The organism is Herbaspirillum sp. 3R11 (assembly GCF_004563925.1).
Taxonomy (GTDB): Bacteria; Pseudomonadota; Gammaproteobacteria; order Burkholderiales; family Burkholderiaceae_D; genus Herbaspirillum.
The window spans coordinates 1,172,102-1,185,648 of the sequence record NZ_SPNJ01000001.1 but is presented as its reverse complement, the minus strand read 5'-3'; the positions used below and the strand labels follow the sequence as shown (position 1 = coordinate 1,185,648).

13 protein-coding genes are annotated in these 13,547 nt (G+C 62.6%); 1 reads left to right on the top strand and 12 read right to left on the bottom strand.

What is annotated here, in order from left to right; translation table 11 throughout:
• Window positions 1–12: 12 nt before the first annotated feature.
• The 10 genes from E4P32_RS05625 to E4P32_RS05580 all read right to left on the bottom strand — a co-directional run bounded on the left by E4P32_RS05625 (window position 13) and on the right by E4P32_RS05580 (window position 10,580).
• On the bottom strand, window positions 13–603 hold the full coding sequence (locus E4P32_RS05625; RefSeq protein ID WP_116432868.1) for a peroxidase-related enzyme: 591 nt from the start codon (window positions 601–603) through the stop codon (window positions 13–15).
• Window positions 600–1,133 (bottom strand): CMD domain protein, encoded by a 534-nt coding sequence (locus tag E4P32_RS05620; RefSeq protein ID WP_116432869.1) that lies wholly within the window; start codon window positions 1,131–1,133, stop codon window positions 600–602. The genes E4P32_RS05625 and E4P32_RS05620 overlap by 4 nt, the downstream gene beginning before the upstream one ends.
• A complete protein-coding gene (locus tag E4P32_RS05615) occupies window positions 1,130–2,458 on the bottom strand; it encodes an acyl-CoA thioester hydrolase/BAAT C-terminal domain-containing protein (protein ID WP_116432870.1) in 1,329 nt (442 codons plus the stop codon). The genes E4P32_RS05620 and E4P32_RS05615 overlap by 4 nt, the downstream gene beginning before the upstream one ends.
• 19 nt (window positions 2,459–2,477) lie before the next feature.
• Window positions 2,478–4,046 (bottom strand): ABC transporter substrate-binding protein, encoded by a 1,569-nt coding sequence (locus E4P32_RS05610; RefSeq protein ID WP_116433888.1) that lies wholly within the window; start codon window positions 4,044–4,046, stop codon window positions 2,478–2,480.
• Between the two features lie 83 nt (window positions 4,047–4,129).
• Window positions 4,130–5,146 carry an oligopeptide/dipeptide ABC transporter ATP-binding protein gene (locus E4P32_RS05605; RefSeq protein ID WP_116432871.1) on the bottom strand — a complete coding sequence of 339 codons (1,017 nt, stop codon included), beginning with the start codon at window positions 5,144–5,146 and terminating at the stop codon, window positions 4,130–4,132.
• The gene (locus tag E4P32_RS05600) at window positions 5,139–6,146 is read right to left on the bottom strand and encodes an ABC transporter ATP-binding protein (protein WP_116432872.1); all 1,008 of its coding nucleotides are present in this window, start codon (window positions 6,144–6,146) and stop codon (window positions 5,139–5,141) included. Before E4P32_RS05600 ends, E4P32_RS05605 begins: the two co-directional genes overlap by 8 nt.
• Entirely contained in the window at window positions 6,143–7,078 is a 936-nt protein-coding gene (locus tag E4P32_RS05595) for an ABC transporter permease (RefSeq protein ID WP_116433889.1), read from the bottom strand. The genes E4P32_RS05600 and E4P32_RS05595 overlap by 4 nt, the downstream gene beginning before the upstream one ends.
• A 29-nt stretch (window positions 7,079–7,107) precedes the next feature.
• On the bottom strand, window positions 7,108–8,082 hold the full coding sequence (locus E4P32_RS05590) for an ABC transporter permease (protein ID WP_116432873.1): 975 nt from the start codon (window positions 8,080–8,082) through the stop codon (window positions 7,108–7,110).
• Window positions 8,079–9,551 (bottom strand): NAD(P)/FAD-dependent oxidoreductase, encoded by a 1,473-nt coding sequence (locus tag E4P32_RS05585; RefSeq protein ID WP_116432874.1) that lies wholly within the window; start codon window positions 9,549–9,551, stop codon window positions 8,079–8,081. The genes E4P32_RS05590 and E4P32_RS05585 overlap by 4 nt, the downstream gene beginning before the upstream one ends.
• Window positions 9,552–9,647: 96 nt before the next feature.
• A complete protein-coding gene (locus E4P32_RS05580; RefSeq protein ID WP_116432875.1) occupies window positions 9,648–10,580 on the bottom strand; it encodes a LysR family transcriptional regulator in 933 nt (310 codons plus the stop codon).
• 247 nt (window positions 10,581–10,827) lie between these two features.
• Between E4P32_RS05580 and E4P32_RS05575 the strand changes: the two genes are divergently transcribed.
• The gene (locus E4P32_RS05575; protein WP_116432876.1) at window positions 10,828–12,024 is read left to right on the top strand and encodes an IscS subfamily cysteine desulfurase; all 1,197 of its coding nucleotides are present in this window, start codon (window positions 10,828–10,830) and stop codon (window positions 12,022–12,024) included.
• A gap of 1 nt (window position 12,025) precedes the next feature.
• Here E4P32_RS05575 and E4P32_RS05570 read toward each other — a convergent pair whose 3' ends face one another.
• Both E4P32_RS05570 and E4P32_RS05565 read right to left on the bottom strand, forming a co-directional pair.
• Window positions 12,026–12,556, bottom strand: coding sequence for a DUF4118 domain-containing protein (locus tag E4P32_RS05570; RefSeq protein ID WP_116432877.1), 531 nt, complete (start codon window positions 12,554–12,556; stop codon window positions 12,026–12,028).
• Window positions 12,557–12,578: 22 nt separating this feature from the next.
• Window positions 12,579–13,463, bottom strand: a complete 885-nt coding sequence (locus E4P32_RS05565; RefSeq protein ID WP_116432878.1) for an alpha/beta fold hydrolase — start codon at window positions 13,461–13,463, stop codon at window positions 12,579–12,581.
• Window positions 13,464–13,547: the final 84 nt, after the last annotated feature.

Genomic DNA, 13,547 nt, shown 5'->3' with positions numbered 1-13,547 from the left:
TCGATTATTGGATTATTGCGCCGCCGGGAAGACCGGCTCGCCAAGGTTCAACATCAGACGGTTGGCCCATGCAAAGATGGCGACCGAGTGGATCAGGTCGAGGATCTCCTGCTCGTTCAACCCGACGTCCTTGAGCGCCTGGATGCTTGCCGCATTGACGTCGTTGGGATTTTTGGTCAGGTCGATGGAGAATTGCGAAATGGCTTTTTCGCGCGCGTCGGTGCCGGCGGTGTACGGATCATCGAACACCTGCTGCACGGTGTCGTTGCGCTTGGCCAGTTGCTCGAAGCGCTGGGCATGCACGGAGGCGCAATACACACAGCCGTTGATGCGCGACACCACCATCGAACCCAACTCACGCTCGGCGCGCGACATGCCGCCCGGCGCATACATGATGGCGTTGAAGGCGGCCGAACGCTGGCGCAGGATTTCCGGCTGATGCGCGAGGAACAGGTAATAGTCCGAGGTCTTGGCCTTGGGGTGGCTCTCTTCCAGCACCTTGATCTGGTCTTCGCTGGCTTGCTCGATGTCGATGACGTCGAGCCAGGCGTCCCACTCCAGCACTTCGTTGGTGAAGCCCTGCGATTTAATGATGGTGCTCATGCTTGCTCCTCGTTGCTTGCCAGTTTCATGGCCGTCAGACCGGCGACGACGCGGATCTGGTACGAAATGAAGGCGATCAGTTGCGACAGCGCGACCACGGCCGGCGTGCTGATGCCGGCTGCAGGCAAGGTGTGCAACGCAGCCTTGTCGCCTTCCACCGGACGCTCGGTCAGCGCGCGTGTGAAAGCCAGCATGGCGCGCAGGCGACCTTCCGGCAATTGTTCCGGCGTGCCACCGGCGGCAACGGCAATCTGCGTCGCATCGGCCGACAAGGCATCCAGGCGCGCGCGGTAATGCGCGGCGACTTCGCTTGCGCCGGCCAGGCGACAGGCGTACAACGCGACCAGCAGGCGCTCGTCCAGAGCGATGCCTTCCAGCGCCGGATCGAACAAGGCGTCATAGCTGCCCTGCGAAGCGACCGCGACTTTTTCGCGCTGGTGGCGCAAGGCGTGTAGCGCGCCGCCGGCTTGCAGGCCGGACAGCTTGTCGATGACATCGTTGCCGATGTTGTATTCCACTTGCGTCGTCATGGGACTTCCTTTCGTGATGGCTGCGCGGAGCGCGCAAGATGCGCTCCGATTGCATTCCTGAGAAACTCCTGCGCGTGATGCCAGGAGTGTTTGTCGGCGTGCGCGTTGGCGGCGGGTTCGCCGCCGCCGGTGCTGATGCGCTTCGACACCGGATGGGCGTAACTGATCTGGGTGGTCGGCACGTACGGAAACAGGATCGCGTGGCCGGCGTCCTGGTAGTCGTGCCATTCCACGGTGTGCGGATGCGCGACCTCGTCCAGCTTGTCGCTGACCATTTTTGAATAGATGCTCGACGGCCACGAGCCGTCGTCGGTGGCCGACAGCAGCAATACCGGCGCATCGATGTGTTCAACCGGGATGCGCGCCTTCGCCACCGCTTCCTTATCCTGCAAGGCCGTCAACATGGCCAGCACGTGGCGATGCGGCGGCGCACCGTCGTCGAACGGCGCCCAGCTGGCGTGACGGTTGTTTTCCCACTGATGCGTGAGCGGCTTGCCGTCGCGCAGCCAGGTCGGCCCTTCGCGGCCGATGGCCGGATCGCAGGCGTTCTGGCCGCTGTGCACCAGTGCGCTCGGCACGTAAGCCAGCACCGCCGAAACTTTCTGCGGGAAGGTAGCGCCCAGCAGCAAGACCAGCTCACCGCCGCGCGACTGGCCGCTGATGGCGACGAAATCACCGAGCGGTTTGACGCTTGCACGCAACCAGTCGAGACCTTTTTCAAAGTACTCGAGCGGCGTGTTGGAGATGTAATCCGACAAGCCCGGCGCCTTGAAATACGCCAGCGCAAACGCGGCATATCCATGTGACGCGTACAGCGCCGCGCGCGGTTCGTTGATTCCGCCGCCGGAGCCGTTGAGGATCATCACCGCCGGATGCGGGCCCGGACCGGCCGGCAGGAACAAGGTCCCGACCAGTCCCTGCTCGCGCACTTCGCGCCGCGTCACGCCGTCGCCGCTCAGGCGCTGGATCAGTTCCGCCTCCGCTTTGCCGGAGGCGCCGGATGCTTCCAGTGAAGTCGTCAGCGGCTGCAGGACATCGGCGTGGAACAGCTCGCGACGGCCCGGCTGTTCCGGCGCCTGCGACCACAGCAATCCCATGGCGGAAATGCCGGCGTAGTCGCCCTCCACCGCCGGCGCCAGCGTCAGGTCGACGTGCCCTGCCGTATCCGCCACAAAGCGCGCGCTGCTGCGCCAGACGGCGCCCGCGCGCACGGTGCGGCTGGCGACCTGCACCAGCTCGCCCGGCTGCGCGCCGGTGACGACGATGCGGCGCGGCACGTCGATCAGGTCGTCGGCGGGACTGACGGTGATGTTCAGCGTGGACATGGCGGACTCCTCAACAAATTTACTTCTTGTCCTGCGTCACCATCATCGCGGTGGTGCGGTCGCTGCTGGCCGGCGTCACCTTCAGGCCCTTCTTGGCGGCCCAGATGTTTTGATAGTGATACAGCGGGATGATGCCGGCGTCGTCGGACACGATCTTGGCAGCGCTGCGCAGGATCGCTTCACGCTTGGCGGCATCGAACTCGGCGGTCGAATCGGCCAGCGCCTTGTCGATGGCAGGGTTGCTGTAGTGATTCCAGTTGGAGGCGCCCAGGCCCTTCTTGCTGTCGACGGTTGCCAGCACGTTGACCAGTGCATAGCTCGCCTCGCCGGTGCCGTTGCCCCATGCCAGCACGCTGACGGCAAACTCGTTCTTGTTGGCGCGCGCCGAGTACGAAGCCCATGGGAGCACTTCCACTTGTGTCTTCACGCCGATGCGGGTCCAGAACTGCGCCACCGCCTGCATGGTTTCCGGTGCTTGCGGATAGCGGTCGTTAGGCACGTGAATGGTCAGCTTGAAGCCTTGCGGGAAACCGGCGTCGGCCAGCAGTTTCTTGGCCTGGTTGACGTCGTTCGGAATGTTCTTGATGTCCGGGTTGTAGCCGAAGGTATCGGCCGGCATCCATTGATTGGCTTCGGTTGCCGCGCCTTGCAGGATACGGTCGACCAATGCCTTGCGGTTGATCGCCAGCGACAAGGCCTTGCGCACGCGTGCGTCCAGCAGCGGGTTCTTGTCGAGCTGCTTGCCGGCGTTGTCGGTGATGTACTGGCTCGGGCCTTCATGGAAGGTCGGTTGCAGCAGCAATACGCGCAGGCCGTTGTACGGGAACACCTTGACGTTCGGCGATTGCTTGAGCTTGGCCAGGTCGGACACCGAGACCTTGTCGATCACGTCGACATCGCCCGACAGCAAGGCGGCGGTACGTGCGGCGGCGTTGTTGATGTAGCGGTAATTGACCTTTTCCCAGAGTTGCTTCTGGCCCCAGTAGTCGTTGTTGCGTTCCATCACGACGCGGTCACCCGGCGTATAGGAGACGTATTTGTACGGACCGCTGCCGACCATGGCGGCGCCGCTGTTGTAGTTTTCAGTTTGCGATTTTTCACCGACGTGCTTGCTGACGATGTGTACCGACGCCAGGTTCAGCGGCAGGTCGGGATTGGCGATGTTGGTCTTGATGATCAGCGTCAGCGGATCCTTGGCGGTGACCGATTCCACCGTGCGCAGGTAGCCGGCGAAGGTCGCCACGCTGCCTGGCACCGCGCGTGCGCGCTGGTACGAGAAGATCACGTCGTCGGCGGTGAACGGCTTGCCGTCCTGCCACTTGACGTTGGGGCGCAGCTTGAACTCCCAGGTCTTGGCGTCGATGTTCTTCCAGCTGACGGCCAGGCCGGGTTGCAGCTTGTTGTAGTTGTTCTCGACTAGCAAGTCCCAGAAATGCAGGTCGACGGAACGGTCGCCGGCGTGGTTGTTGAGCTGCGGATCGAGCGACGACAGCGGATCGGCAAACGCGATGTTCAGGGTCTGCGCGCCGGCGGAGCCGAAGCCCAGCAATGCGACGGCCAGGAGGCTGGAAAGTACGGTTTTCTTCATGTTCATCATCCTCGGTTGGGGTGGGATAAAACTGCTTTTCTTAACTGGTCTGACTGTTCTGACTGTTCTGACGGTTTTAACTATTACTGATCGTTCAAATGACAGGCGCTCAAATGACCCGGCGCGACTTCCTTCAGCGCCGGAACCTCCGCCCGGCAACGCGGCATCGCATGCGGGCAGCGCGGGTTGAAATGACAACCCGACGGCGGATTGAGCGGACTCGGGATTTCGCCCTTGATCGCCGTGAAAGACTTGTTGCGCGCCTGCAGACGCGGCACCTCGGCCAGCAAGGCCTGGGTGTACGGGTGATTCGGATGGGCGAACAGTTCTTCGACGGCGGCGCTTTCGACGATGCGGCCCAGGTACATGATGACCACGCGGTCCGACACGTGCTCGACTACGCCGAGGTCGTGGCTGATGAACAGATAGGTCAGCCCGAGTTGCTCGCGCAGGTCGGAAAACAGATTCAGGATCTGCGCCTGGATGGACACGTCCAGCGCCGCCACCGCTTCATCGCAAACCAGCATCGCCGGCTGCACCGCCAGCGCGCGGGCGATGCCGATGCGCTGGCGCTGGCCGCCGCTGAACTGATGCGGATAGCGGTCGCGCAGCTCCGGATCGAGTCCTGCACGCAGCAATTGCGCGCTGACGTAATCATCGAGCCCGGCCTTGTCGGTCATGCCGTGGATCAGCGCCGCTTCGCCGACGATCTGGTCGACGCGCAGGCGCGGATTGAGGCTCGCGTAGGGATTCTGGAAAATCATCTGCACCTTGCGGCGCGCCGCCTGGGTGTCTTGTGCGCTGAAGTCCTTGCGGTCAATGCCATCGACCAGCACCTGGCCCGCGGACGGCGCCAGCAAGCCGCTGACGATGCGGCCCAGGGTCGACTTGCCGCAGCCGGACTCGCCGACCAGGCCGACTACTTCGCCCGGCATCACATGCAGGTCGACGCCGTCAAGCGCCTGCGTCACGGCGGCCGGACGCATCCAGCCGCGCGCCGTCAGTTGGCGCTCGAACGGACGTGGTTTGCGTTCGCCGAAACGTTTGACGATGTGGCGCGCATCGATCAGCGGGACGGTGTTTTTGCTTGACTCATCCATGCTGCAACTCCGCCGTTTGACCCTGGCTCGCCGGATGGAAACAGCGCACGAAATGCCCCGGCAACGGTTCGGTAATGTCCGGCCGCGTCAGGCATTGTTCGCTGACCCGCTCGCAACGCGCGGCGAATGCGCAGGTCGGCGGCAGATGCAGCAGGTTCGGCGTCAGGCCGGGGATCTGGCGCAGGCGCTGGCCGCGCCGGTTGTTGCCCGGCAGGCTGCCGATCAGGCCTTGCGTGTAAGGATGCTGAGGCCGGTCGAGCACCTCGGCGACTGAGCCTTGTTCGACGATGCGGCCGGAGTACATCACGGCAATGTCGTCCGCCAGCCCTGCCACCACCGACAGATCGTGCGTGATCCAGATCAGCGCGGTGCCGTTCAGACGCGCCAGCTTTTGCACCTCCGACAGGATCTGCGCCTGGATGGTGACGTCGAGCGCGGTGGTCGGCTCGTCGGCGATGATCAGGTCGGGCTTGTGCAGCATGGCGATCGCAATCGCCACGCGCTGGCGCATGCCGCCCGATAGCTGATGCGGATAGGCGCGCAGCCGTTCGTCCGGACTGGCGATACCCATCAATCCCAGCGTATCGCGCGCCAGTTCGCGCGCCTGCTCGCGGCTGACCTTGCTGTGCGCAAGCACGGCGTCGATCATCTGCGCTTCCACGCGCAGGACCGGGTTCAGCGTCATCATCGGATCCTGGAAAATCATGGCGATGCGATTGCCCTGCAGGCTGCGCAGCGTCTTCTTGTCGAGCGTCACGAGATCGCGGCCCTGGAACAAAATCTGCCCGCCGACGATGCGGCCCGGCGCATCCAGCAAACCGAGAATGGAAAATCCGGTCACGGTCTTGCCCGATCCGGATTCGCCCACCAGCCCTAGGATGCGGCCGCGCTGCAGCGTCAGCGAGACGTCGTCGACCGCCGGCAGCACGCCGGACGGCGTGTAAAAGTGGGTACGCAGATTGCGTACTTCGAGAGTCGGCACGGAGTTGGTCCCGCTCATTTTTGCCACCTTGGATTCATGACGTCGCGCAGGCGATCGCCGACCAGATTGATCGCCACGATCACCACCAGCAGCGCAATGCCGGGATAGAAACTGATCCAGTATTCGCCCGACAACATGTACTGATAACCGTTGGAAATCAGCAGGCCCAGCGAAGGCTCGGTAATCGGCACGCCCAGGCCGAGGAAGCTCAGTGTCGCCTCCAGCGTAATGGCGCGCGCAATTTGCAGGGCGCCGATGACGATCAGCGGCGGCAGGCAGTTCGGCAGGATGTGGCGCACCATGATGCGCCAGCCCGAGACGCCCAGGCCGCGCGCGGCTTCGACGTATTCCTTTTGCCGCTCGACCAGCGCTTGTCCGCGCGCGGTGCGAGCGTAGTAGGCCCACTCCAGCACCACCAGCGTCGCCATGACGTTGAAGATGCCCTTGCCCAGATACGCCAGGATCAGCATCGACACCAGGATGGACGGGAACGACAGCACCAGGTCGGCCAGGCGCATCAGCAGCGCATCGACCTTGCCGCCGGCATACGCCGCCAGCAGTCCGACCAGCGTACCGATCACGCCGGCCAGCAAGGCCGAACCGACGCCGATGCCGACGCTGATGCGCAAGCCGTACAGGATGCCGGAATACAGATCGCGCCCCTGCCCGTCCGTGCCCAGCCAGTAGGTATAGGTGCCCAGGCCGTTGGCGGTGCCGGGCGGCAGACGCGCATCGAGCACGTCCAGCTGCATCAGGTCGTAGGGATTCTGCGGCGTCAGCCACGGCGCCGCCAACGCGGCAAGCATCAGCAGCGCAGCGACGGCGAGGCCGAACATCGCGGTCTTCGACGCCAGGAAACTGCGCAAGACACCACGCCATGGCGATTCGCGGCGCGGCGGCTGAAATGCCGACAAGGCGGCGACTTTGGCGCGCACTTCCTGCTGGGTCATCGGTGTTGCTTTGTCGACGGATGCATCGCTCATGCTGCTACCTCCACCCGGACACGCGGATCCAGCACTTTATAAAGCACGTCGACGATCAGGTTCAACGTCACGAACAGGCAGACGATCACCATCATGTAGGCCACGATAACGGGACGGTCAAGCGCGTTGATGCTATCGAGGATCAGCTTGCCGGAACCGGGCCAGGCGAAGATGCTTTCGGTCACCACCGCGAACGCGATGGTCGAGCCGAACTCCAGTCCGAGGATCGTCACCAGCGGAATCAGCGTATTGCGCAGCACGTACATCAGCACCACGCGCAGCGGCGCCAACCCCTTGGCGCGTGCGAACTTGACGAAATCCATCGGCAGCACTTCGCGCACGTTGGCGCGCGTGAGCCGGATCACCAGCGATATCTTGAACAGCGACAGATTGAGCGCCGGCAGGATCAGGTGGCGCAAGCCGTCGACCGTCAGCCACGACCATTGCACGCCGAACAGCCCGGCCGTCTCGCCGCGTCCACCCGACGGCAGCCAGCCCAGCGAGACGCTGAAGGCCATGATCAGCATCAGGCCGATCCAGAAGGTCGGCAGCGAAAAACCGAGGATGCTGCCGGTCATGACCATGCGCGAGAAGAGGTTTTCCGGAAACAGCCCCGCCAGCAAGCCAAGCGGAATGCCAATCAGCACCGCCAGGATCAGCGCTGCGAAAGCCAGCTCCAGCGTCGCCGGCAGCCGTTGGAAAATCAGTTTGATGGCAGGCTCGTTGTAGACGAAGCTGTTGCCGAGGTTGCCGTGCAGCGCTCCGTTGAGGAAGGCCAGGTACTGGCGCCAGATCGGCTGGTCGAAGCCGAGCTCCTTGATGATGCGCAGGCGATCGACCTGGTCGACGTCGGGACCGATCAGGGTGTCGACCGGATTGCCGATCATGTGCAGGCCGAAGAAGACGATCACCGTCATCAGCAACAACACCGCCAGCGCCTGCAAGACGCTGCGAAAGATCGCGCCGCTCATCGCTTCAGCCCTTCACGTTCTTCTGCGGTCGGTTCGGACGGCGTCCATTCGTCGCCGATCAGTTCCGGCTCGGTGTAGGCCTGCAGGTTGCGGTAATGCGCCTCGACATCTTCGCCGTAGAGCAGCGACGCGATGCCCTGCGCCAGCCGTTGCGCGCCGTCGCTGATGGCCGGGATGTCGCCCGACAGCGTGCCGTGGGTGATGGTGGCGGGATAGCAGAAGCAATGGATGCGCTCAAGCCCGGGCAAACCACCCGGCTGCTTTTGCTGGAATTCAAAGGCACGGCCGAGGTCGGGCGAATCGGACAACTCCGCATCTTCGTCACCGGGTGGCGGCATGTAGCGCGCGCGCCAGCTGCGGATATGCGGCGCAATCACGGCGAACTCGGGACGCACGGTCCAGTCGACGCGGAAACCGGTGGAGAAGATCAGGAAGTCGAGATCAAATACGCCGCGCGGTGTGCGCACGCGCAGGCTGTCGCCATTCACGTCGATCTTGTCGATCGGCGCGCCGAAAATGAAACGCGCGTTGGCGAACTTCGACACGCGCTGCACGCTGCCGCTCGGCGGCGGGATTTGCTGGACGTTGACGTAATGGCGGATGCGCCATTTCCATTCGTCCGGCAGATTCAGGTGACCGCTGGTCAGGCCGGGATTACCCGAGCCCTTGCCCTTGTTGATACGCGGCAGTTCGGTGCGGCGGATCAGGATGTCGACGCGTTCGGCGCCTGCTTCCAGTGCCGTGCCCGCGCTGTCCATCGCCGACGAGCCGGCGCCGATGACGCCAACCCGTTTGCCGGCCAGCTTGCCGTAGTCCATGTCGTCCGAAGAATGCGCCCACAGGGCACGCGGCAGGCTGTCCGCCAGCGGCGGCACCAGTGCCCCGCCGAGGCCGTCGCGGCCGGTAGCGAGCACCACGCGGCGCGCCAGCACCACCGACTTCCCGGACGGTGCCGCGATATGCAGCTCCACCAGGCCGTCGGAGCGCGGCTGGATCAACTCAATGCGATGGTCGTTGCGGATGTCGAGCGCCATCACCTTGCGATACCAGCGCAGGTAATCCATCCATTGCAGGCGCGGGATCTTGTCCAGCGCTTCCCAGGCATCCAGCCCGAACTGCGCTTCGAACCAGGCGCGGAAAGTCAGCGCGGCAAATCCGAGCGCGGGACCGGTGAGCTTCTTTGGCGAACGCAGGGTTTCCATGCGCGCGGTGGTCGCCCACGGGCCTTCGAAGCCCGCCGGCGACTGATCGTAGATCACCGCGTTGACACCCAGGTGCAGCAGCGACACCGCCGCCGCCATGCCGGCCTGGCCGCCGCCGATGACGGCGACGTCGAGTACCGGCTGGTTGTCCACCGTCTTTTGAGGTACCCAGGATTTGGCAGGCAGTTCCAGCCAGGCCAGGTCTTGCCGCAGGCGCGCTTCCAGCGCTGCCAGTCCGCTTGCTGCCGAGGTCGTCGCTTCACTCACGATGCACGCCCTTCCCTTGTGGATACCGCCGGATTTGAATTGTATGTCTGCATGTTGCCTGCTTGTGTTCCTGCGCTCGCGTTGTTCATGGTGCTATTACAGCAAATCGTCGTGGTCGCCGGCGTCGCGTCGGACGAAACCGTGCAGGATATTGCGCGCCGCCGTCTCGATGGCGACGATCAGCGCCTGCGTCACGGTGTCCACCGGCTTGCCGAACGGCGTGACCACACCGAAGTAAAACGGGATGTTGACCGCCAGCGGCCGCACCGCCAGGCCTTCGATGGGCATGCCCAGCGCGGTCATCGGCTCGACCAGCGCCACGCCCAGGCCCGCATGCGCGGCCATGACGGCGTTGAAGGAGGTATTGGTTTCGATGGCGACGTCGAGCGGCTTGTCTTGCGCCAGCGCCATGTCGATGCGCTGGCGCAGTCGATACCGATTGGACATGGTGATCACGCGTTCGCCGCGCAAGGCGTCGACGGTGACGACATCCAGCTTGGCCAGCGGACTGTCTGCACGCAGCACCGCTACGCATGGCGCCTGGCCGATCCAGTGCAGGTCGAGGCCGCGATGCGCGACCGGCAGGCTGGTCAGGCCGAGGCTCACCGTCCGATGCAGCACCGAGTGCACGACCTGTTCGGCGGAGGCGCTGCGCAGATGGATGTGTTCGGGCAAGCCGTTGCTCTGTTCGATCAACTTGAGCGCGGCAGGTGCAATCGTCGAGGCCAGTGCGGGGGTCGCCACCAGATGGATGGGCTGGAGTTCTTCGCGGCCGATCTCGAGTGCCCGTTCACGGATGGTGCGCAAGCCAACCAGCGAGCGTTCGACCTCTTCATATAAGAGGAATGCCTTGTCGGTCGGCGTCACGCGCGGGCCGTTGCGGTCGAACAAGGCGTAGCCGAGTTCGCCTTCCAGATCCTGGAGCGCCTTGCTGACGGCCGGCTGCGAGCGGCCAAGGCTGCGCCCGGCGCCGGTCACGCTGCCGATGGTCATCACCGCCGAAAAGGCTTCCAGTTGATTTAAGTCCATACTATGATGAGTTATATTATTTTCGGATTATAGGCGGACATTTATTCTGATTAAGTATAATCATTTTGCATAAGTTAATACGAAAATCAGCTTAAGGACCAGAAATGTTGGCGAAGTGCCGCGCTCCAGTCCCGGCCGTGTCTTCAGCTTTAAATTACACAAACGAATAATGAAATTATTTTATATTCGTTTTTCATCTATTGATTTCATCGTAACGTAAGCGCATCTCTCCTCCGTATTCATCGCCATGACCGCTTCCTCCGCCTGTATCTCGATTGCCGCCTCCAGCCAAGACCAGGCGCCGCTGCAATTCCCCATCTATCTCGACTATTCAGCGACCACGCCGGTAGATCCGCTGGTGGCCACGCGCATGTTTGCCTACCTGACCGAAAAATTCGGCAATCCGGCCAGCAGCTCCCATTCATTCGGCTGGGAAGCCAAGGCTGCCGTGGAGAAAGCGCGCAAGCAGGTCGCCACGCTGATCGGCGCGCAGGCAAACGAAATCGTCTGGACCTCGGGCGCCACCGAATCCAATAACCTGGCGCTGAAAAGCGCCGCTCACGCGTTACGTGCAGCCGGCCGCGGCAAGCACCTGATCACTGTCGCCACCGAACACAAGGCAGTGCTCGACACCATGCACACGCTGGAACGGGCCGGCTTCGACGTCACCTTTTTGCAGCCGCAGGCTGATGGCCTGATCACCGTCGCGCAATTCTTGGAAGCACTGCGCCCGGACACCATCCTGGCGTCGGTCATGATGGTCAACAATGAAATCGGCGTGATCCAGCCAATTGAAGAACTGGGCGAGCTCTGCGCCGCGCGCGGCATCCTCTTCCACGTCGATGCGGTGCAGGCGGTCGGCAAGATCGCCATCGACCTGGCCACGCTCAAGGTGGACCTGATGTCGTTCAGCGCGCACAAGATCTACGGCCCCAAGGGCATAGGCGCCCTGTTCGTGCGCCACAATCCGGCGCTCAGGCTGGAAGCCCAGATCGACGGCGGCGGCCATGAAAACGGCATGCGTTCAGGCACGTTGCCGACGCATCAGATCGTCGGCATGGGCGAAGCCTTTGCGCTGGCGGCAAGCTTGCAGAATACCGAAGCCGCACGCATCGGCGTGCTGCGCGACCGCTTATGGGATGGATTGAAGGACTTGCCGGGGGTGGTGCTGAACGGCTCCGCAACGGCGCGCATTCCCCACAACCTCAATGTGAGTTTCGACGTAGCCGGGGAAATGTCGGTGGCGGGACAACTGCTGGATATTGCGGTCTCGGCCGGATCGGCCTGCAATTCGGCGAATGCGGCGCCATCTTACGTACTGACGGCGCTGGGCCGGTCGGCGGCGCTGGCGCGCAGCGCTATCCGGTTTTCACTGGGCCGCTACACAACAGAAGCCGAAATCGACTACACCGTGGCGACGCTGCGCAAGTTGCTCGCGAGCTAACCTAGCTTTGAAGCGGCGCTGAATCGGAAGTCGCCGGCGCCGACGATTCTTCGCTCTGGCGCTTGCTTACGGCGGCAAAGTGTTCCGCATACTCGGCGCGGCGCGCCTGGTCGGACTCGATCAGCATCTGGTAACGGGTTTCCGACACCCGCTGCTGCAGCACTGCCGAGTAACGCTCGCGCTGCAGCCATTCGATGATGATCGCCGCCAGCATCACGATGCTGCCGTAGACCACGATCAGGAACACGTCCTTGCTACCGAGGCCGTCCATCATGTAATACGGCTTGCGGAAAAAATACAGCGCCGTCGGGATCGCCAGCACCAGCAGTCCCAGCGAATACACATAGCCGAAGAAGTAACTCATGATGATGCAGTTGATGGCGAAGAACAGCATCGACATCGACTCATCGACCACCGAACTGAGCACGTAACGCAGCACGAATGCCGCGACGAAGCCGCACAGGCAGATCAGGATGGGATAGAAGCCGCCGTTTTTCCAGCGCTTGGAATTTCTGAGTTTGATGATGCTCATGGAAGATCCTCTGCACCGCCGGTCAGCGGCGATCTTTCAGCGGCGAGTTATGCAACAGGTATTTCAGCGAGATGTCGTTGCTATGCATCTCGATATTGCGTCGGATGAACTGCGCCGCCTCGTTGGTCACGATTTCGCGTTCGTTGTCGACGGTAATGATGTGGTAGCAGTCGCCCAGCCAGACCACCTTGCGCACTTCCGCATTGATGTTGGCGAGGATCATTTCGGCGTTGCGCGGCGCTGCGGTCTCGTCGTCGATGGAATGGATCACCAGCGTGCCGGCGCGCACCTGCGACAACGACTGCCGTACATAGGCCATCAGCTTTTGCGCCGCCCACAGATGACGCGCCGGGATTGCCGCCGCGCCGACTGCCGCCACGCCATCCTTCTTCAACGCTGCCGCCACGCGTCGGCGCATTTCAAAATTCTTGATGCCGTAAGGATCGCTTTCCTTGTAGGTCCAGTTGCGATAGCCAAGACTATATGGAATGTTCATCAGGCGGTGATACCAAGGGATCGACCAGCCGTCATAGCGCAGTACCGGCGACAGCAAAACCACACAGAGGATTTCCTTGCTGAAGCTGGCCACCGCCAGCGCCAGTGTCGCCCCCATGCTGAGGCCGCACAGCGAAACGGTCTTGTGCTCTTCCTTGAGCTTGACCACCTTGCTCTCGACCATGGCGCACCAGTCCATCCAGTTGGGCGTGAGGCGCGGATCGGTCATCGAGGCTGAATAATTCGGGATCTGCATCTCGACCACGGTGCAGTTGGCCTTTTTGAGCGCCTTCGGAATAGTGCCCAATTCCAGGCTGGAGCCGCACAGCCCGTGCAAAAGGATCACCGCATGCTCTTTTTGGCGGTCTGCCTGGCGTTCTAGCTGATGGTCGTTGCGAGCAGTCTGGTTCATGCGATGGTGGACAACGAGATACTAAATAGGATGATATTTAATCAACCCTCATTGTAGTCGGGTATGAGAATTATTTCAGCCGGT